Genomic DNA, 19,677 nt, shown 5'->3' on the forward strand with positions numbered 1-19,677 from the left:
ACAAGAGATGTCGCAAAGGTGCACTATGGAAAATACGATACAGGCCCGTGTTTTGACACATCGGGGCACTATGAAAATGCTGGATGCGGCGATCGCCGCTGCTGAAAAAATTGGACAACCGCAATGTATCGTCATCGTTGACGCAAGCGGCGAATTGCTGGCGGAAATCCGCATGTCTGGGGCAAAGTTCTTAAGTCGTAAGTCCGCAAAATCTAAAGCAATTACGGCAGCTTCTATCGGAGCGCCGTCCTCGAAAATCCCCGAATCTGTGAGGCCGCAAATCGCGGCGGCAACCTCTGGAAGCGTCACGGGTTTAGGGGGTGGGCTGCCCATTATCTGCGACTCTGCTTTGCTTGGTGGCATAGGCATCGGGTCTGGAAGTCCTGCTCAGGATATCGCCGTGGCGACGGCCGCGCTTGAAGCCATCGGAGCAGAAACCGAATTCGCGTAATTGTGCGCGTTTCATATCAACCATCGCCCTGAATTGAACTCGATTTGTGTTGACAGGGCTTGTGTGTGACCGGTAACACTGTGACCGGTCACATTTGTGAATGAAGAGGAGATTCTCGTGGCGCAATCCATGATGCTTATCGAAAAATGCAGTCACTGCGTTAGCTGGTACGATATCGACACCGGTGAGCTGCAAGGGCGTCTGGGACTGCCTGACTTTCCGCACGAATTCGTGGTGGATGACGAATTCCGCTATGCCTATGTGGGCCACTACGGCGTGCAGAACTCTGGCATCGATGGCACTGATGGCCGCTCTGTCATCGTGGTCGACATTCAGAAGCAAGAAATCGTACATACCTATGATCTTGGCGAACACGCGCGTCCCCATGGCATTGACCTAGATGGGGAAGGACGTCTTTACGTTCTGTCCGAATGGACAGGTCATCTTCTGGTGAAAGAAAACCCACGTGCCTTTGATCAAGGCTGGGATCACATCACCCCAACGGGCGGCAGCAAATGTCACCTGTTTGCCTTGACCGCAAATGGGCGCACTGCCTATTCCATGAACCTGACCTCTGGCGATGTGACCGTCTTTGATCCTTATGATGCGTCGGTCAAACCGATTTCCATCAAAACCGGTGAAAAACCAGAAGGCCGTTGCTTGCGCGAAGAGGCAGGCATCCTTTACACGTCGCAGCGTATTTCCAACACCGTCGCCGTGATCGATACGGACACTCTGGAAATCAAACGCCAGTTCCCGACACCAGATGATCCATGCCGCATCTACTATGACGGCAAGCGCAATCGTCTGGTCACCATGAACCACTTCGGCGGCTCTTTCTCTGTTTTTGACGAAGCAACAGGCGAGATGCTGCACGAACAAAAGACACCGGCGAACCCGCTTGCGCTTTGTATCGATGACAGCTGCGACTACGCCTATATCGCCATCGATTGCGAGCAGGTGCAGCGTTTTAACCTAGACACATTTGAGGTCGTGCAGACCTTTGACACCGGTAAGGAACCAGACGTGATGGTCATCCTGCCGGACGGATTTTCTAAACATTGGGAGAACAAGGCATGACCAAGCCTCGTATCGCCATCGTGCCGGGGGATCCCTCTGGCATTGGACCGGAACTGATCGCGAAACTGATCAACGACGAAGGCGTGCTGGATGCCGCGAATGTGCTATTGGTGGGTGATAGCCACCTTTGGCAGCAAGGCGGGCGCCAGACAGAGCTGGACGTGCCTCTGACAACAATTTCTGAAGCCGAGATTGCCGACCAATCCGGCCTGTCTCACTTGGAAATGGAAACCATCGAGCCTGACGACATCCGCATCGCGGAAGTGACCGTTGCAGGTGGTACCACATCCTTGCGTTGCTTGGATAAGGCCCTGGATCTTGCGCAAGACGGTCTGGTGGATGGCGTGCTTTTTGGCCCGTTCAATAAGGCGGCCATGACCTCTGCGGGTCTGAACGCGGAAGACGAACACAAATACATGGCGCGCTACCTTGGATTTGAGGGCTATCACTCTGAAATCAACGTGCTGGACGAGCTGATGACCACCCGTGTGACCAGCCATATCGGTCTTAAGGATGTGGCGGCCAATATCTCTGAGGAAGGGATCATGAAGGCGGTCAATCTGGCGAATGACACCCTGCGCAAAGCGGGCAAAGATCGACCAAGCATCGCTGTTGCCGCGCTCAACCCGCATGCGGGGGATAACGGCAAGTTCGGTCGTGAAGAGATCGAGGTGCTGGAGCCAGCCGTCAAGAAAGCGCAGGAAAAACAGATGGATGTGACGGGTCCTTGGCCGTCTGACACCGTCTTTCTGAAGGCAAAGCGCGGCGAAGTGGACGCGGTTGTGACCATGTATCATGACCAAGGCCAGATCGCGATCAAGCTCATGGGCTTTGAGCGCGGCGTGACCGTTGCGGGCGGCTTGCCGATCCCAGTGGCAACACCGGCCCACGGCACCGCATTCGATATCGCAGGACAGAACAAAGCCAATGTAGGCGCAACCCGTCAGGCCTTTGACCTGCTGGTGCGCATGGCAAAAACACACCGCGCGGAACGCGACGCGGCTTAAGGAGTTAAGACTATGACAAAGATTAAGAGCGTTCGCACACGTGTCTGGAACTGGAAGGGCCCAACGGTACCGCCAGCGGGTAACTTCTGCACCAACGCATCGGATGTTTTGTGGGACAAGGGGGACGCGATGTCGTCCTTCCGGTTCCACAACTGGCTGACCTGTGAGATTGAGACGGAAGACGGCACTGTTGGCATCGGCAACGCGGCGCTAGCGCCGACGGTTGTGAAGAAAGCCATCGATGATTGGTTTGCGCCGATGGTGATTGGCGAAGATCCGTTTGACTACGCCTATCTCTGGGAAAAGATGTACCGCCGCTCCCATGCATGGGGCCGCAAAGGCGTCGGCATGACCGCGATCTCAGCGATCGACCTGGCGATCTGGGACCTGATGGGCAAGTTGACGGGCAAGCCCGTCTTTAAGCTGCTCGGTGGCCGCACCAAAGAGAAGATTCCGGTTTACTATTCCAAGCTTTACTCTGGCTCGATTGAATCCATGCAAGCGGAAGCGGAAGAAGCCAAGAAGAACAACTACCAAGGCTATAAGATGCGCTTTGGTTGGGGTCCAAAAGACGGCATGGCCGGCATGCGCGAGAACCTCAAGCGTGTCGAAGCGGTGCGCGAAGTTGTCGGCTATGACGTGGACCTGATGCTGGAATGCTATCAGGGCTGGAACTTGGACTACACCAAACGCATGCTGCCAAAGCTGGTCAAATATGAACCTCGCTGGCTGGAAGAGCCGGTGATTGCCGATGATGTGGCGGGTTATGCCGAACTCAATGCCATGAACATCGTGCCAATCTCTGGCGGTGAGCACGAATTCTCGGTGATCGGCTGTAAAGATCTGATCGAGAAGAAAGCGGTTTCTGTTCTGCAATATGACACCAACCGTGTGGGCGGCATCACAGCGGCGCAAAAGATCAACGCGATTGCCGAAGCCTTCCAAGTGCCGGTGATCCCACATGCGGGTCAGATGCATAACTACCACCTGACCATGGCCAATGCGAACTGCATGATCTCGGAATACTTCCCGGTGCATGACGTCGAAGTGGGCAACGAGCTGTTCTATTATATCTTTGAGGGCGACCCAGACGCGGTCGATGGCTTCTTGCAGCTGGATGATGATCTGCCGGGTCTGGGCATCACCATCTCTGACAAGCACCTCGAACACTTCGATATCGAGGAATAAGCATGTCAGTCAGTTACACAGGAATTTGGCCAGTTGCGCCAACGCCGTTTAACCCGGATGGCACGCTTGACCTTGAGGGTATGAAACGTGTTCTGGATTGCCTGATCGATCAGGGTGCAGATGGGATCTGTATTCTGGCGAACTTTTCAGAACAGTTTTTGCTGTCTGATCAGGAACGCGAAGTCCTAACCCGTCTGAGCATCGAACATATCGCGGGCCGCGTGCCGGTGATTGTGACGATCAGCCATTACGCGACCCAGATCGCGGTGGAGCGGGCACAGTTCTGTAAAGATCTGGGTGCAGACATCGTGATGATGATGCCGCCCTATCACGGCGCTCTGCTGAAAGGCACGCCACAGCAAAGCTATGATCAGTTCAAGGCTGTGGGCGAGGTCGGTATCCCAATCATGGTGCAAGACGCGCCGCTCTCTGGTGTGGAACTGCCGGTGCCGCTTTTGGTGAAGATGGCGCAAGAGATCGAAATGGTGAAACTGTTTAAGATCGAATGCCCGCGGGCGGCGAACAAACTGCGTGATCTGATTGCGCAGGGCGGGGACGCCATTGAAGCGCCCTTTGATGGCGAAGAAGCGATCACCTTGCTGGCCGATCTGGATGCGGGCTGCACTGGCTCCATGACCTCTGGCATGATCGTGGATCAGATCAAACCGGTTCTGACACACCACTATGCGGGCCGAATTGAAGAGGCGACTGCGGCTTACGGTCGTGTGGCCATGGCAATCAACCATGAGAACCGCCAATGCGGTTGGCAGTCTTGTAAGGCGGCCATGGTTGAAGGCGGCGTGATCAAATCCGAGTTCTGCCGCCACCCGATTGAACCGCTTCACCCGGCCATCCGGGAACGCTTGATTGACCTTTTGAAACCTCTGGACCCGATGGTCCTAACCTGGGGCAAATAATATGATTATCGGTAAAAATCTCATCGACGGCCAATGGGTTGGCTCAGACGAAGCAGCACAATCCCCTGACATCGAGGGCCAAAGCTTTGCTCTGGCCACCAGCGAGCAGGTGAATGACGCTTGTGAAGCCGCACGCCGTGACTTCCGCGCTTATAGCGGCAAGTCCCGCGCGGAACGCGCTGCTTTCTTGCGCGAAATTGCTGTGCAAATGGATGCATTGGGTGATGAAATCACCAAAGCAGGCACCACAGAAACCGGTCTGCCGGATGCGCGCCTTGAAGGCGAGCGCGGCCGCACCACCGGTCAGCTGCGCCTGTTTGCTGACCTGATCGAGGGCACAGATTACCTCGACATTCGTAAAGACGGCGCCCTTCCTGACCGGACACCTCTCCCCCGTCCGGACCTGCGCCTGACGCACAAAGCCATCGGCCCAGTGGTCGTGTTTGGTGCGTCGAACTTCCCACTGGCCTTCTCCACCGCCGGGGGCGACACCGCCTCTGCATTGGCGGCTGGTTGCCCAGTGATCGTCAAGGGCCACAGCGCCCATGCGGGCACCGCGGATCTGGTGGCGCAAGCCATCGCCCAAGCGATTGAAATCTGCGGCATGCCAAAAGCCACCTTCCAGATGCTGCAAGGTTCTGGTCGCAAGGTTGGGTCTGGTCTGGTCAATCACCCAGAGATCACCGCCGTTGGCTTCACGGGCTCTCTGGCCGGTGGTCGTGCACTCTATGACCAGTGTCACTCCCGTCCAAAACCGATCCCATTCTATGGCGAACTGGGCTCTGTGAACCCAATGTTCTGCCTGCCAGAAGCGGTTGAGGCGCGCGGCGCGGCAATCGGCGCGGGCTGGGCCGGGTCCCTGACCATGGGCGCAGGCCAGTTCTGTACCAATCCAGGCGTGGCCGTGATGGTCAAAGGCTCCGGCGCGGATGCGCTGGAAGCGGCTTGTGTTGACGGGCTGAAATGCGTGGCCGAGCAGAAAATGCTCACCGATGGCATTCATGACGCGTTTGAGCAGGGGGTTCAGACCTTCAAGGAACTGATGGTGGAAGTGGGCTCTTGCGGCACCGCGGCCGCCAAACGCTCGGCCCTGCCTGCGCTCTTCAAAGTCTCTGCAAAAGAGTGGATGGCAAACCATCAGCTGCAAGAAGAAGTCTTTGGCGCAGCGGGTATCTTGGTGCTTTGTGATGACGTTGCCGAAATGCAGGCCTTGGCGGAAAGCCTTGAAGGTCAGCTGACCTGCACCCTGCATATGGATGAGGGTGACACGGAAGTAGCCCAAGCGCTCTTCCCTGTTCTGGAAGAAAAAGCCGGTCGTATTCTGGCCAATGGCTTCCCAACCGGTGTTGAGGTTTGTTCCTCAATGATGCACGGTGGGCCATACCCATCCAGCACCGATGTGCGTGCAACTTCGGTGGGGACCTTGGCGATCGTGCGTTGGCTGCGCCCAGTCAGCTACCAGAACATCCCAGCAGCTTTGCTTCCCGAAGAGCTAAAAGGCTGAAATTAAACAATTGTGACCGGGAACATTCTGCGCTAACCTCTTCGTCAAAGGGAGAGGAAATTTGGGCAGTAAGAATTCCGGTCACAAACCCACCACGATGCGTGATGTTGCCAAGGCAGCAGGGGTATCGCGAATGACTGTCAGCCGTGCGTTGAAAAAAGACAGTCCCATCTCAAAAGAAACGCGCGAGCATATCCTGAAAGTTGTGAAGGATATGAAATACGTTCCTGATCAAATGGCGGGCTCTTTGACCACCAAAAAATCAGGATTTGTTGGGCTTTTACTACCCTCTTTGGACAACTTGCACTTTGCATTGACGGTTCAGTCGCTCACTCAAGTGGTTGAAGAAAACGGTCTGCAAATGCTTTTTGGCCACACGGCCTATTCACCAGAACGCGAAGAACAAATTTTGGAAACTATGCTGCGCCGTCGGCCAGAGGCAATGATCTTGTCTTACGATGGCCACACGGATCGCACCTTGGAACTTCTGCAAGATGCCGCGATTCCCGTGGTCGAAATCTGGGAGCGTCCTAAGAATCCAATCGAGCACACAGTCGGCTTCTCCAATGAGATCGCTGCCTACGACATGACGACGGCGTTGATCGGGCAGGGGTTCAAGAACATCGTTTTCCTCGGCGAAATCGACGATGACTGGACCCGTGGTGCGGCGCGTCGCAATGGGTTTGAACGTGCGATGGCAGAGGCGGGGTTAGATCCAAAAGCCGAAGTACGTTTCGGCACGCCGCCATTGTCTATTGAGAACGGTGCCGCAGCTGTCGAGCTGATCCTGAAAGAATACCCGGATGTGGACTGCGTTTTCTGCGTTTCAGACATGGCCGCTTTCGGTGTGCAAAGCCGTCTCAAAGCCATGGGGATTTCGGTTCCAGATCAGATATCTGTGGTCGGGTTTGGTAACTTTGAAGTCTCTCGTTTTGCGTCGCCAGCGATCAGCACAGTGGTGGTGGATCCAATCGCAATTGGTCGTGAAACAGGGGAGTTGATCGTGCGCTTGCTTGATGGCGCTAACGAAAACGACGAATCCCCAACCCATGTCACTCTGCCCCCAAAGCTTGAATTCCGGGCCAGCTCAAAGACAGTCTAAATAAAGTGGCTAATGTGCTGATAAATAACATTTTATTTTTCTTTGTGACCGGTCACATTAGTGATAGTGTGACCGGTAACAAGGCGGAGGAACAATGCCAAAGATTCAGCTAGAAAACCTCGTAAAACGTTATGGGGACTTTGAGGTTCTTCACGGGATCAACCTCGAAATGGAAGAAAACGAGTTCACCGTTTTCGTTGGTCCTTCAGGCTGCGGTAAGTCAACGACCCTGCGTATGATTGCAGGTCTTGAGTCCGTATCCGGTGGGGAAATCTATATTGACGGAAAACCAGTCAGCAACCTCGAGCCAAAGGCGCGTGACCTAGCGATGGTGTTCCAGGACTACGCGCTGTACCCGCATATGAACGTCGCGCAAAACATGTCTTTTGCCCTGCGTCTGCAAAAAGCGCCAAAGTCTGAAATCGACTCTAAAGTCAAAGATGTTGCCAAGATGCTCGGTCTGACCGAATTCCTGCATCGTAAGCCGGGCGAGCTTTCCGGTGGTCAGCGTCAGCGTGTGGCCATGGGCCGTGCTTTGACCCGTGACAGCGGCACCTTCCTCTTTGACGAACCACTGTCCAACTTGGACGCGAAGCTGCGCGGTCAAATGCGTGCAGAGCTCGCGCTGATGCGTCAGCAGGTTCAGAAGAACATGATTTACGTAACCCACGACCAGATCGAAGCGATGACGCTGGCGGATCGGATTGTGGTTATGCATGGCGGCTATATCCAGCAGCAGGGCACCCCTGAAGAGCTGTATAAGCGCCCGGTGAATAAATTCGTGGCAGGCTTCCTTGGGTCGCCTCCGATGAACTTCTTGGATGCCGAGCTGACCGACGAAGGTGGCAAACTCTTCGTTGTTGGGTCCGGCTTTAAGATTGCATTGCCAGAAGAGCGTGCACACACGCTACCAGCCAATGCAAAAGGTCCGGTCACCATGGGCATCCGTCCCGCGGACCTGACCTTCGCACCGAAAGCGGCGGATGATCAAAGTTTTGATCTGCAAGTTGTCGTCTCTGAATACATCGGCGCGCAATCAGTTCTGATCTGTGACTGTGCAGGCCAGAAAGTAGAAGTCGAACTGAAGTCTGACACCCCAATCGCACTTGGAGAGAAGCTGCGCTTTGAGGCCAATACAGACGCCATTCACCTATTCGATCGCGAAACGGAGGCCGCACTTTAATTAAGCGGCACAAAACAGCAGTGGAGGAGCATATGCTGAATTACCTTACGAAAGCAGGAGCGGGCGTCGCAGCCCTAACCCTGTCCACTACCTTGGCAGTGGCCAACCCTTATGCGGATTATGAGGGCCAGACTCTGGTCGTGAACTTCCCAGCACACCCGCACTTTGATGCGGTCATGAAAGTGCTGCCAGAATTCACAAAAGAAACTGGGATCCGCGTTGAAGTTGACCAACTGCAGTACCTGAAGATGCGTGAAAAGCAGACTCTGGAGCTGACAAAGAACAAAGGCGACTATGACCTGATCGCTTACGTTGTTTTCTCCAAAGCTGACTACGTTTATGCGGACCAGCTGGAAAACCTGGCGAAGTACTTCATGAACCCAAAGCTGGCTGACCCTGGCTATGACGCAGATGACCTGATCGACGGTTACGTTGGTAACATCGGTGTTGCTGGTGGTACAAAAGGCTACCTGCCTGGTCCAACTGGCTCTCTCTACGGCATCCCATTTGGTTCTGAGACATCCATCCTGGGTTACCGCAAAGACATCTTTGAAAAGCACGGCCTAGAGGTTCCTACAAACTACGACGAACTGCTCGACGTTGCATGTAAGATCCCTGAGCTAGAGCCTGGCATGGGAGGTCTTGCGTCCCGTGCGGCGTCTGGTCACCACGCATCCCACGCGTTCTTGCTGCACCTTGCCCCTCTGGGCGGTCGCATCTTTGACGATCAGTGGAACCCAATCGTGAATAACGAAGCGGGTGTGAAAGCAGCAGAAGCACTGAAAACAATCGTTGATTGTGGTGCAGAAGGTGCGGAAACATTTGGTTTCGCAGAAGCGGGTGCGTCCTTCTTGCAAGGTCAATCTGCAATGTTCCTGGACTCCACAGTGTTCGCGGGTCAGGTGAACAACCCATCTAAGTCCAAAGTTGTTGGTAAAATCGGTTGGGCGCCACACCCAGTTGGCACCCGCGCGGGTTCCCAGACGGGTGGCTTCGGCATCGGTATCCCATCCAACGCAGGTAACAAAGATGCAGCATTCCTGCTGATGCAGTGGCTGACAAGCAAAGAAGCAGACAAGATGATCGCCATCGCTGGTGGTAACCCATCTCGCTTCTCCACACACGCTGACCCAGCTGTGCTGGAAGTGCACCCACACCTGGAAGTCTTCGGTGAAGCGCTGAAAAACGCTGACCCAGACTGGCGTCCGATCATCCCAGTATGGGGTAAGATCAACGCGGATATCGGGACTTCCCTGTCTAAAGTTCTGACAGAAGGTACGGACATCCAAGAAGCTCTGGACGGTGTTGCAGAACGTGCACGCGGCATCATGGATGACGCAGGTTACTACACCTGGAACTAATCTCTGAAACCAGCTCTTAAACTGGTTTTCCTCCTCGGGCGCCGCGCCACGGTGCGGCGCCCACCCAGACCAAACTCTCTACATCGAAGGGCCTCAATCATGAGTGCTGTAGCAAGGGCCAATCGGCTCACCCCATACATGTTTCTTGCGCCTGCCGCCGTCGTGCTGGTCTTCGCGCTGCTCTACCCGATCGGGTACATGGTATACGCCAGCTTTCTTGACTGGAGCCCAAGCCAACGGATCGGCCAGGCCGACTTCATTGGCCTACGGAACTACGCAAACCTCCTGACCGACGCAGCTTTCCTTGAAAGCTTCTGGGTCACCATCAAATTCGCGGCTGTGGTCGTGACGCTCGAAATGGTGATCGGTGTCGGCCTCGCGCTGCTTCTTGACCGCAACATCCGCGGCATGTCGCTTTTGCGCACAATCTTCATCCTGCCAATGATGATCGCTCCGATCGTCGTGGGTCTGATGTGGCGCTATATGTACCACCCAACCGTGGGTATTTTTAACCGCACCATCAAAAACTTGGGCTTTGAGACCGGCATTCCTTGGCTCTCTGACAGCACATGGTCCTTCATTGCGGTTGTGATTGCTGACGTATGGCAGTGGACCCCATTCATCTTCATCCTTGCCCTGGCTGCGATGCAATCCTTGCCACGCTCTGCTCTGGAAGCAGCAGAAATCGACGGCGCAACTGAGTGGCAGAAGGTCATCATGATCAAAATCCCGCTGATGATGCCGGTTCTCATCGTGACGCTGCTGCTCCGCCTGATCGATGCGTTCAAAGTGCTCGAGGTGATCATGGTTCTCACCAACGGTGGCCCGGGTCTGTCGACCGAGATCGTTGCGCTCCGCATCTTCCGCACCGCGCAGGAATTCCAAGAGCTGGGTGAAGCGGCAGCAATGTCCAACCTTCTTCTCCTGATGCTCATGGCCCTGACCATCGGCATGTTCATGTACACGAAAATTCAAGAAGCCCGCACAGCACGCATGCTGAAAGCGGCTCAGCAAGAGGACGAATAAGATGGCTGCCTCAACCACAGAAAAACAAAACCCGGCGTTTTACGCGCTACTGGTGGCCCTTGTGGTCATGTCCGTGGGGCCAATCGCCCTGATGCTGGCCACATCTTTCAAGATGAACGTGGACATCTATGACGAGAGCGTTTCAGCCTTCTTCTTCACGCCAACCATCCGCAACTACGAGACCGTCCTGTGTAACGTTCTGTGGTACGAGCCGGCACATGTAGACTATTGCGACCCAACCTTCGGTCGTGCGCTTGGCAACTCGCTCTTCATCGCGATTGTCTCCACCGGTCTGACTTTGGTGATTGGCTGCATGGCGGCTTATGCGCTCGTGCGCTTTAAGTTCATGGGCCGCGGTGCGGTGTCTATGACCACTCTGATGATGCGTATGGTGCCCCCTGCGGTTCTCTTGGTGCCGGTGTTCGGGATTTGGACCTTCCAATATGGTTTGGACCAGTCCCATCTGGGGATCATCCTGGTCTACACAGCCATGAACCTGCCCTTCGTGATTTGGATTTTGCAGAGTTTCATCGTGCAGGTGCCAATTCAGCTTGAAGAAGCGGCACGTATGGATGGCGCAAACCCGGTGCAGATCTTTTTCATGGTGGTTTTGCCAATCATCAAACCGGGTCTTGCAGCGGCGGCGATCTTTACCTTCCGCATCGCTTGGAACGAATTCCTGCTGGCAAATGCCTTGTTGGGTCGCTCCACTCGGACGGTGCCTGTGACCATCGTGAACTCCATCACCGAATATGACATCGACTGGGGTGTGATTATGGCGACGGGTATGTTGCTGGCGGTACCGCCGATCATCTTCACCTTCGCAGCGTCCCGCCAAATCATCACTGGTATGACAGCAGGTGCGGTTAAAGGCTGATGCTGGACTGGTTGCTCTCATCCATCGACCCATCGCGTGGTCATGAGGTTGGCTTTGCCATCTCATGGCACGCGAGGCTGATGACGCTGGCTTGGGGCGTTCTTGTCCCAGCGGCGATCTTCGCGGCACGATACATGAAAATCGTGCCGGGTCAGGATTGGCCGCGGGAGCTCGATAACAAGACGTGGTGGCATTTTCACTGGATGGGGCAGGCCCTTGCCTATGCCATCTCTTTGATTGGCCTAGGTCTGGTCTTGGGGCGCGGCGAAAACCCGTTTCAGCTGAATCTCCACACGGTGCTTGGTTACGTCGTTTTGGCCTTTGGCACTTGTCAGGTTTTGCTGGGCATCTTTCGCGGCAGCAAAGGCGGCCCAACGGCTCGTGCGACGGATGGGAGCCTACATGGCGACCACTATGACATGACACCCAAACGCTTGATGTTTGAACGCGTGCACCGGTCCCTCGGGTATTTGGCTTTGTTGCTTGGCATGATCACCATTTTGGTGGGCATGTGGAACGCAAACGCGCCGCGGTGGATGTGGGTGGTTCTGGTGAACTACTGGATGTTCCTCGTGGTGGCGTCGGTCATTGCCCAGATACGCGGCAATGCGGTGGATACCTATCAAGCCATTTGGGGACCTGACCCGTCTCTTCCCGGAAACAAATTGCCGAAAATGGGCTGGCGTACTGTCCGGCCCAGCGAGAAGACGAATGGCCAATCCGGCCAGACCCTAGAAGGAGCTGAATGATGTTTGGCGTCATTGAAGGCACAGGCTTTGAAGTCATCGAGCCAGAGTTTGGAGCATGTTTCATTGGCCATGCCCGGGTTGAGCGGCTTTGGACGGGTGCACGTTGGTCCGAAGGCCCAGCGTGGTTCCCAGCGGGCCGTTATCTGGTGTGGTCTGACATCCCAAACAATCGCCTGATGCGTTGGGATGAGACGGACGGCTCTGTTTCTGTTTTCCGTGAACCATCCAACAATACCAACGGCAACACGGTAGACGGGCAGGGGCGTCTGGTGTCTTGCGAACACCTCACGCGCCGCGTGACACGCACGGGCTTTGATGGCTCTATCGAAGTGATCGCGGACGCGGTTGATGGCAAACGCCTGAATTCACCAAACGACGTGGTGGTGAAGTCCGACGGCTCTATCTGGTTCACCGATCCGTCCTATGGGATCATGATGGACTATGAAGGTGATCGGGCGGAGAGCGAGATTGGCGCCTGCCATGTCTATCGTTGGGACCCGGAAACCGGCGTTGCGTCAGCGGTCGCGACAGATTTTGTGAAACCCAATGGTCTGGCCTTCTCTGATGACGAAAAGACGCTTTTTGTATCTGACACTGGCGGTACGCACCAAGAAGGTGGTCCTGCGCATATCCGTAAATTGGACGTAACTGCCGATGGCAAAGGCCTGACCGGCGGCTCTGTGTTTGCCGATTGCACCAATGGTTTCTTTGATGGCTTCCGCCTGGACCGTGATGGCCGTGTCTGGAGCTCTGCTGGGGATGGTGTGCATTGCCTGAATGCCGACGGCGTCTTGATCGGCAAGGTGCATATTCCAGAGATCGTCGGCAATGTCTGCTTTGGCGGCGCTAAACTGAACCGCCTGTTTATCGCGGCCACAAGCTCGCTTTATTCGGTTTATCTGAATGTGAATGGGTTGAAGTAACCAGTTCAAAATTTGACCAGTACAACAGGAAAACCCCGCGCCTTGGCGCGGGGGTTTTTTGTCATGGCCTCAATGGGTTCGCAGCGAGTTCACCGGCGATGTCTTGATCAAGCGGCGTTCCAAAACTGTTCAAAATATAGCCCAGCGTTGAATAGAACCCGACCGTCGCGATCAGATCGAACATCCCCGATTTGCCGACCAGTGCGACCAGTGCGGTTTGTGAGTCTTGAGACAGTTGCCGCTCGTTAAACAGGTCGTCCACCGCAGTGGCCAATACGGCGTCATCGCCCTTTATGTCGATGATGGGTCCGCTCAATCGAGCAATACGCACATCGCTCAACCCATTCTTGCGACCCCGGACAATATGCTGGTGCCACTCATACGAGGATCCCAGCTGCCAACCGGTGCGCAAGATGACGACTTCGCTGAACTCAAGACCAAGCGTCGTTTGGTTGACCACATGTTCTCGCAAATCAGCCCATGCCCTCAGCAAAGCAGGATGATGGGCCATGGTGCGATAGACATTCAATCCCCCCGCAAAGCCCGCCAACATATCGGCGAGCTCTTGGGGCCAGTCTTCATCAGACAGCGGAGGGTAGGGGGACGTCATGTTCTAAGACTAACGCACTACGTGAACCGAACACTTGGAGTGGCGCACAACACGTGCCGCATTCGGGCCAAGCAAATAGTCTGAAAAATCAGGCTTGTGCGCCCCGATCACGATAAGCCCGCAATTGGTTTCAGCCGCCACGTGCAGGATCTCTTCATAGGCTGACCCAGTGGCCACAACATGGCGCACCGAGGCATCCGCGTCCGCGCCAAGGCTCGCGATGATTTGCTCTTTCAAGGCAGTCTTGGCTTCTGCAACCGCTTGGTCATGGTGGCTTTGGTCAAAGAAGGTCGCCACCACGCTTTTTCCGTAGTCAGGGATGACGGTCACAACATCAAGCTGCGCGCCATCCATATCCGCAAGGCGTTTGGCTTCTTTCAAAACCGCGTCATCTTTACCTTTGTTCGAGATGTCGACGGCACATAGAACGGAACGGCTCATGCTGGAACTCCTTGTTTGGACGCGCGCGCTTTTTGAGCAAAGAAGATCAGTGCCAACAGCAGCAAGCCCGGAATGAACAGCAGTTCTTTTGGCATTTGATCTGCTGGGGCTTTCACTTCTTTCACGGTGACATATTCATCGCCGTAGAAGTCATAGCCTTGCAGCGTTGTCGCAAATGGTGTGCCAAAGAGAGGCTCTTCGACCACCAGCTTACCTTCTTCCTCAAAGGTCAGAAGACCCAGTTCGTCCATACGTGCACCGGCTGGGGTCTCGCTGATCGGCAACACCAAGGTGGTGTCTTTCAGCTCGCCCGTGTCAAAGTCAGGCCCATTCAGAACAATGCGCAACTCTGACCCCGGCGCCGCTGCATCCACCGCTTCAGCCAAGGCTGTTGGTTGGACTTGCGCGAACGGAGGTTGAATGCGGTCCAGGAAGAAATCCGGACGGAACAGCGAGAAGGCGATCAACACCAGAGCAACGCTCTCATAGATGCGGCTTTTGGTGACGAAGTAGCCCATGGTCCCTGCGGTAAATACAAGGATCGCGATACTGGATATGACAAAGACCAATATGCCTTGCACAAGCGTCACATCTATCAACAAGAGGTCTGTGTTGAAGATGAAGACAAAGGGCAGGGCCACGGTGCGCAAGCTGTAGAAGAACGCCGTAAAGCCGGTCTTGATCGCATCCCCGCCGGAAACAGCAGCCGCTGCAAAGCTCGCGAGGCCCACAGGAGGGGTCACATCGGCCATGATACCGAAGTAGAACACGAAGAGGTGCACCGCGATCAGCGGCACGATCAAGCCCGATTGCGCACCGAGTTCCACAACCACACCTGCCATCAGGGAGGAGACCACGATGTAGTTCGCGGTTGTTGGAAGGCCCATGCCAAGCACCAGAGACAACAGACCCACCATGACCAGCATGAGGATCAAGTTGCCGCCGGATAGGAATTCGACGAGGTCAGCCATGACCTGGCCCACGCCGGTCAATGTCACAGTGCCCACGATCACGCCCGCAGTGGCAGTCGCAAGACCGATACCAATCATGTTGCGCGCGCCATCCACCAGACCTTGCAACAGATCCACGATCCCGTCTTTGAAACGCTCAACGGTTTCGCTTTCGCCGCGGAAGATTGCCTTCAGCGGGCGCTGGGTCAGTAGGATCACAAACAGAAGCGTTGTGGCCCAGAAGGCCGAAAGACCTGGAGACTTCTGTTCGATCATCAGGAAATAAACCAGAACGATGATCGGCAAGAGGAAGTAGAGACCGGATTTGTAGATCTCGCCCACAACAGGAAGCTCAACCTCCTTTGCGTGTGGGTCGTCTGGCTCCAAGTCAGGCACCTGTGCCGCGAGGTATAGCAGAGCCACATAGGCCAAGAACACGAGAGCACAGAGGATCAGACCAGAGGCTGGCAGCACCGAGGTGATGGCTCTCACCGGGTACTGGACCCCGTAGCAAAGCGCTGCAAAGCCCACGAAGAACGCGGCCATGCCACCAATGGTTTTGCCCATGGAAACCACGCGGTCACCCAGTACCGGCATGTTGCGTTTCACCGCTTCTAGGTGAACGATGTAGACCAGCGCGATATAGGAAATCGCCGCAGGGACAAAGGCGTGGGTAATCACTTCCACATAGGAAATGCCCACATATTCCACCATCAGGAAGGCCGCAGCACCCATAACCGGGGGCATGATCTGGCCATTCACAGAGGAGGCCACCTCAACCGCGCCGCCCTGTTCTGACGTAAAGCCCACACGTTTCATCAGGGGGATGGTGAAGGTGCCGGTGGTAACAACGTTGGCGATGGAAGAGCCTGAAATTAGACCAGTGGCGGCAGAACCAACCACAGCAGCTTTCGCCGGACCGCCTTTCAAATGCCCTAAAGCACCGAACGCCATTTTAATAAAGTAGTTACCCGCGCCAGCCTTATCTAGCAGGGCCCCAAACAGCACGAACAAGAACACAAACTTGGTAGAAACACCCAGAGCAATACCAAACACACCCTCGGATGTGATCCACATGTGGCTCATCGCCTTTTTCAGGGACGCGCCGCCCCAACGGATCACGTCGGGAACCAGCTCGGAGGAGCCAAAGAAGACGTACATAAGGAAGATCGTCGCGATGATCGCCATTGCTGGGCCAAGCGCGCGGCGCGCGGCTTCAAACAGCAGGATCAGGCCCGCGAGCGCGAACCACTTATCGGTGTTGTCTGCCAAACCGCCGGAATTCACGATCTTTTGGTAGAAGAAATAGCCATAAAGCGCGATGAAAGAACCAACGCCCGCCATGATCCAATCCTGAATAGGGATGTAGTTGCGGGGGCTCGATTTCAGCGCCGGGTAGGCCATGAAGGCCAAGAAAATTGCAAAGGCCAGGTGGATCTGACGCGAGTTGTTGATGACGGAACCGGGCAAAATGTAGTTGGCAAGTGGCGATGCCAAAATAACCTGAAATACCGACCAGGTGATGGCGATGATGGCCAAGAATGTGCCGACACTGCCTTCTGGATTACGCGCACCTGCGTCGGAAGAGGATACCAGATCCTGCAATTCCTCTTCGCTGAGCGCACGGCCTTCTGTCTTTTGATCCGACATGGAAATTCCCCCTGAATTGTCCCAATTTTTTTGGGTTCAATATTATTAAGTGAAAGAGGCGCCCTCGTTGCTGAGAGCGCCTCTTTCTTTCGTCACACTGGGTTATTCAATCCAGCCTTGCTCGCGGTAGTACTTCGCGGCACCTGGGTGCAGCGGAGCGGACAGACCCGCAGTGGCCATTTCTTCTGGCTTCAAGTTTGCAAATGCTGGGTGAAGTTTTTTGAAGTCATCGAAGTTTTCGAAGACCGCAGAGACAACGGTGTAAACCGCTTCCTCGGAAACAGCGTCAGAAGTCACGAAAGTCGCGCCAACGCCGAATGTGGATGTGTCGCCGTCATTACCACGGTACATGCCACCGGGGATGGTTGCTGTACGGTAGAAAGAATTGTCAGCGATCAGACCGTCAACCGCATCACCAGACACGTTCACCAGAACAGAGTCACATGCAGTTGTCGCTTCTTGGATGGAACCGGATGGGTGGCCGACGGTGTAAACCATCGCGTCGATCTGGTTGTCGCAAAGCGCTGCGGACTGTTCTGCCGCTTTCAGCTCTGTTGCCAGAGCGAAATCGCCAGTTGTCCAGCCTTTTGCTTCCAACAGAACTTCCATTGTGCCGCGCTGACCGGAACCTGGGTTGCCGATGTTGACGCGTTTGCCTTTGAGGTCGTCAAAAGATGTCACGCCTGCATCTGCACGGGCCACAACGGTGAATGGCTCTGGGTGTACAGAGAACACTGCGCGCAGGCCTTCGAATTTACCCGCATCCGCAAATTTGGATGTGCCGTTATAGGCGTGGTACTGCCAGTCAGACTGCGCAACGCCAAACTCCAGCTCGCCTTCGCGGATGGTGTTGATGTTGTAAACAGATCCACCGGTGGATTCCACGGAACAGCGAACGCCGTGCTCTTTGCGGCCCTTGTTCACAAGACGACAGATCGCGCCGCCAGTTGGGTAATAAACGCCGGTTACGCCGCCGGTGCCGATCGTGATGAACTCTTCGGCAACAACTGCTGGTGCGGAAACCGCCAGCGCGACGACTGCAGCGGCAGCTGTGTTGATTTTAGAATAAGACATGTGTCACTCCCAATTGTCTTTTCTTTTTTTGATGCTGGCCCCCCGCCAACACGAATTACTGATTACGCACATGGTTTGCCGTTAGTTTACGAGGTGGCGACTAAAGGCAGCAGGGGGCTCAGCACATTGCAAAATGGTCGTTTACAGGGCGCATTCTGTCTATGCGCGTAACTACCTATAGAATTCACAAGGTCGAAATGATGACATGCCGCCGGTTGAAATTCACGGAATCAAGACGATGAGCCACGTTTTCCCACGCAATTCCAATAAGTTGCCCCCGATCGGCGCAAAGGGCGCAGGGGTCTACCTCTATGACAAATCAGGAAAGGCCTATTTCGATGGATCTGGCGGTGCCGCCGTTTCATGCCTCGGGCACGGTGATCAGGACATCATTGATGCGATCAAAAAACAGCTTGATTCCATGGCGTTTGCCCATACGGGATTCCTTGGGTCAGAGCCTGCAGAACAGCTCGCGGATCTCTTAGTAGAGCATGCGCCCGAAGGGTTGAACCACGTCTATTTTGTCTCCGGAGGATCGGAGGCAGTAGAAGCCGCTCTAAAGCTGGCGCGGCAATATTTCATCGAAATCGGCCAGCCGGAACGGTCCAAAATCATTGCGCGCAAGCAAAGCTATCACGGCAACACATTGGGCGCGCTTGCGGTTGGCGGAAATGAATGGCGCCGTGCGCAATTTGCGCCGCTCTTGATTGATGTGAGCCATATCAGCCCGTGCTATGAGTACCGCGGCCGCCGCGATGACGAGAGCGCTTATGACTATGGTCAGCGCATGGCGAACGAGCTGGAAGCCGAAATCCTGCGTCTTGGACCTGAACAAGTTATGGCATTTGTAGCCGAGCCGGTGGTCGGCGCGACCATGGGCGGGGTTCCATCTGTGGAAGGCTACTTCAAACGCATCCGAGAGATCTGCGACCAATATGGCGTGCTCTTGATCCTTGATGAGGTCATGTGCGGCATGGGTCGGACAGGGACGCTGTTTGCCGCCGAGCAAGAAGGCATTAGCCCAGATATCTGCACAATCGCGAAAGGACTGGGGGCTGGCTATCAGCCCATCGGAGCCATGATGTGTTCAGCAACGATCTATGATGCCATCAAAAATGGCAGCGGCTTCTTCCAACACGGCCATACATATATTGGTCACCCCACGGCTTGCGCTGCGGGTTTGGCGGTTGTTCAAAAACTGACGGGTGGGATTGTTGACCAAGTCACGGCAAAGGGTAACCAACTGCAAGCGCTGTTGCGCGACGCATTTGGCCAAAATCCATATGTCGGAGACATCCGCGGCAGGGGCTTGTTTGTGGGGATGGAATTTGTTTCTGACCGAGAGAGCAAAGCCGTTATTGACCCGGCGCAGAAATTCAATGCGCGCCTGAAGGCAGCCGCCTTTGAAGCGGGTTTGATTTGCTATCCGATGGGCGGTACCATCGATGGAAAACACGGGGATCACGTCTTGCTCGCACCACCTTTCATCTCGGAAACGCATCATCTTGAGGAAGTGGTCCATAAATTGTCGAGCGCCGTCGCCCAAGTGACCACTGATCTAGGGATGTGATCTGAGCCTTTGGC

The 19,677-nt window shown here is 55.1% G+C and carries 18 protein-coding genes; 14 read left to right on the plus strand and 4 right to left on the minus strand.

Translation table 11 applies throughout. From position 1 onward, the window contains the following. The first annotated feature begins 25 nt into the window (after positions 1-25). The 13 genes from TA5113_RS06345 to TA5113_RS06405 all read left to right on the plus strand — a co-directional run bounded on the left by TA5113_RS06345 (position 26) and on the right by TA5113_RS06405 (position 13,368). Entirely contained in the window at positions 26-451 is a 426-nt protein-coding gene (locus TA5113_RS06345) for a GlcG/HbpS family heme-binding protein (protein WP_058315508.1), read from the plus strand. A gap of 117 nt (positions 452-568) precedes the next feature. Next, positions 569-1,531 (plus strand): YncE family protein, encoded by a 963-nt coding sequence (locus TA5113_RS06350; RefSeq protein ID WP_058315808.1) that lies wholly within the window; start codon positions 569-571, stop codon positions 1,529-1,531. Further along, positions 1,528-2,538 (plus strand): 4-hydroxythreonine-4-phosphate dehydrogenase PdxA, encoded by a 1,011-nt coding sequence (locus TA5113_RS06355; RefSeq protein ID WP_058315509.1) that lies wholly within the window; start codon positions 1,528-1,530, stop codon positions 2,536-2,538. Before TA5113_RS06350 ends, TA5113_RS06355 begins: the two co-directional genes overlap by 4 nt. A 12-nt stretch (positions 2,539-2,550) precedes the next feature. Next, complete coding sequence (locus TA5113_RS06360) at positions 2,551-3,726, plus strand: L-rhamnonate dehydratase (RefSeq protein WP_058315510.1); 1,176 nt, start codon at positions 2,551-2,553, stop codon at positions 3,724-3,726. 2 nt (positions 3,727-3,728) lie between these two features. Continuing rightward, positions 3,729-4,643 (plus strand): dihydrodipicolinate synthase family protein, encoded by a 915-nt coding sequence (locus TA5113_RS06365; protein ID WP_058315511.1) that lies wholly within the window; start codon positions 3,729-3,731, stop codon positions 4,641-4,643. Between the two features lies 1 nt (position 4,644). After that, positions 4,645-6,147, plus strand: a complete 1,503-nt coding sequence (locus TA5113_RS06370) for an aldehyde dehydrogenase (NADP(+)) (RefSeq protein WP_058315512.1) — start codon at positions 4,645-4,647, stop codon at positions 6,145-6,147. A gap of 61 nt (positions 6,148-6,208) precedes the next feature. Beyond that, a complete protein-coding gene (locus TA5113_RS06375) occupies positions 6,209-7,249 on the plus strand; it encodes a LacI family DNA-binding transcriptional regulator (RefSeq protein WP_082625898.1) in 1,041 nt (346 codons plus the stop codon). Positions 7,250-7,343: 94 nt separating this feature from the next. Beyond that, on the plus strand, positions 7,344-8,432 hold the full coding sequence (locus TA5113_RS06380) for an ABC transporter ATP-binding protein (protein WP_058315514.1): 1,089 nt from the start codon (positions 7,344-7,346) through the stop codon (positions 8,430-8,432). A 32-nt stretch (positions 8,433-8,464) separates the two neighbouring features. Beyond that, the gene (locus TA5113_RS06385) at positions 8,465-9,793 is read left to right on the plus strand and encodes an extracellular solute-binding protein (RefSeq protein ID WP_058315515.1); all 1,329 of its coding nucleotides are present in this window, start codon (positions 8,465-8,467) and stop codon (positions 9,791-9,793) included. 99 nt (positions 9,794-9,892) lie between these two features. Beyond that, a complete protein-coding gene (locus tag TA5113_RS06390) occupies positions 9,893-10,819 on the plus strand; it encodes a carbohydrate ABC transporter permease (RefSeq protein WP_058315516.1) in 927 nt (308 codons plus the stop codon). 1 nt (position 10,820) lies between these two features. Continuing rightward, a complete protein-coding gene (locus TA5113_RS06395; protein ID WP_058315517.1) occupies positions 10,821-11,696 on the plus strand; it encodes a carbohydrate ABC transporter permease in 876 nt (291 codons plus the stop codon). Then, complete coding sequence (locus TA5113_RS06400) at positions 11,696-12,445, plus strand: cytochrome b561 domain-containing protein (protein WP_058315518.1); 750 nt, start codon at positions 11,696-11,698, stop codon at positions 12,443-12,445. The genes TA5113_RS06395 and TA5113_RS06400 overlap by 1 nt, the downstream gene beginning before the upstream one ends. Further along, complete coding sequence (locus tag TA5113_RS06405) at positions 12,445-13,368, plus strand: SMP-30/gluconolactonase/LRE family protein (RefSeq protein ID WP_058315809.1); 924 nt, start codon at positions 12,445-12,447, stop codon at positions 13,366-13,368. The genes TA5113_RS06400 and TA5113_RS06405 overlap by 1 nt, the downstream gene beginning before the upstream one ends. Positions 13,369-13,429: 61 nt before the next feature. On the opposite strand, the gene TA5113_RS06410 is transcribed toward TA5113_RS06405, so the two are convergent. From TA5113_RS06410 to TA5113_RS06425, 4 genes are all read right to left on the minus strand, one after another. Next, positions 13,430-13,978 carry a carboxymuconolactone decarboxylase family protein gene (locus tag TA5113_RS06410; RefSeq protein ID WP_058315519.1) on the minus strand — a complete coding sequence of 183 codons (549 nt, stop codon included), beginning with the start codon at positions 13,976-13,978 and terminating at the stop codon, positions 13,430-13,432. Positions 13,979-13,987: 9 nt separating this feature from the next. Further along, positions 13,988-14,419 (minus strand): universal stress protein, encoded by a 432-nt coding sequence (locus tag TA5113_RS06415; protein WP_058315520.1) that lies wholly within the window; start codon positions 14,417-14,419, stop codon positions 13,988-13,990. Continuing rightward, positions 14,416-17,019 carry a TRAP transporter permease gene (locus TA5113_RS06420; protein ID WP_058315521.1) on the minus strand — a complete coding sequence of 868 codons (2,604 nt, stop codon included), beginning with the start codon at positions 17,017-17,019 and terminating at the stop codon, positions 14,416-14,418. The genes TA5113_RS06415 and TA5113_RS06420 overlap by 4 nt, the downstream gene beginning before the upstream one ends. Positions 17,020-17,121: 102 nt before the next feature. After that, positions 17,122-18,093 carry a TAXI family TRAP transporter solute-binding subunit gene (locus TA5113_RS06425; RefSeq protein WP_058315522.1) on the minus strand — a complete coding sequence of 324 codons (972 nt, stop codon included), beginning with the start codon at positions 18,091-18,093 and terminating at the stop codon, positions 17,122-17,124. Between the two features lie 238 nt (positions 18,094-18,331). Here TA5113_RS06425 and TA5113_RS06430 point away from each other — a divergent pair, with 238 nt between their 5' ends. Then, complete coding sequence (locus TA5113_RS06430; protein ID WP_058315810.1) at positions 18,332-19,663, plus strand: aspartate aminotransferase family protein; 1,332 nt, start codon at positions 18,332-18,334, stop codon at positions 19,661-19,663. The last annotated feature ends 14 nt before the right edge of the window (positions 19,664-19,677 follow it).

Source organism: Cognatishimia activa (assembly GCF_001458335.1).
In the GTDB taxonomy this organism is placed as follows: domain Bacteria; phylum Pseudomonadota; class Alphaproteobacteria; order Rhodobacterales; family Rhodobacteraceae; genus Cognatishimia; species Cognatishimia activa.

Bases quoted from the DNA above. Each gene is read 5' to 3' on its own strand.
- TA5113_RS06345 (WP_058315508.1), top strand. From the start codon at position 26: ATGGAAAATACGATACAGGCCCGTGTTTTGACACATCGGGGCACTATG.
- TA5113_RS06355 (WP_058315509.1), top strand. From the start codon at position 1,528: ATGACCAAGCCTCGTATCGCCATCGTGCCGGGGGATCCCTCTGGCATT.
- TA5113_RS06360 (WP_058315510.1), top strand. From the start codon at position 2,551: ATGACAAAGATTAAGAGCGTTCGCACACGTGTCTGGAACTGGAAGGGC.
- TA5113_RS06365 (WP_058315511.1), top strand. From the start codon at position 3,729: ATGTCAGTCAGTTACACAGGAATTTGGCCAGTTGCGCCAACGCCGTTT.
- TA5113_RS06370 (WP_058315512.1), top strand. From the start codon at position 4,645: ATGATTATCGGTAAAAATCTCATCGACGGCCAATGGGTTGGCTCAGAC.
- TA5113_RS06380 (WP_058315514.1), top strand. From the start codon at position 7,344: ATGCCAAAGATTCAGCTAGAAAACCTCGTAAAACGTTATGGGGACTTT.
- TA5113_RS06385 (WP_058315515.1), top strand. From the start codon at position 8,465: ATGCTGAATTACCTTACGAAAGCAGGAGCGGGCGTCGCAGCCCTAACC.
- TA5113_RS06390 (WP_058315516.1), top strand. From the start codon at position 9,893: ATGAGTGCTGTAGCAAGGGCCAATCGGCTCACCCCATACATGTTTCTT.
- TA5113_RS06395 (WP_058315517.1), top strand. From the start codon at position 10,821: ATGGCTGCCTCAACCACAGAAAAACAAAACCCGGCGTTTTACGCGCTA.
- TA5113_RS06400 (WP_058315518.1), top strand. From the start codon at position 11,696: ATGCTGGACTGGTTGCTCTCATCCATCGACCCATCGCGTGGTCATGAG.
- TA5113_RS06405 (WP_058315809.1), top strand. From the start codon at position 12,445: ATGTTTGGCGTCATTGAAGGCACAGGCTTTGAAGTCATCGAGCCAGAG.
- TA5113_RS06410 (WP_058315519.1), bottom strand. From the start codon at position 13,978: ATGACGTCCCCCTACCCTCCGCTGTCTGATGAAGACTGGCCCCAAGAG.
- TA5113_RS06415 (WP_058315520.1), bottom strand. From the start codon at position 14,419: ATGAGCCGTTCCGTTCTATGTGCCGTCGACATCTCGAACAAAGGTAAA.
- TA5113_RS06420 (WP_058315521.1), bottom strand. From the start codon at position 17,019: ATGTCGGATCAAAAGACAGAAGGCCGTGCGCTCAGCGAAGAGGAATTG.
- TA5113_RS06425 (WP_058315522.1), bottom strand. From the start codon at position 18,093: ATGTCTTATTCTAAAATCAACACAGCTGCCGCTGCAGTCGTCGCGCTG.
- TA5113_RS06430 (WP_058315810.1), top strand. From the start codon at position 18,332: ATGAGCCACGTTTTCCCACGCAATTCCAATAAGTTGCCCCCGATCGGC.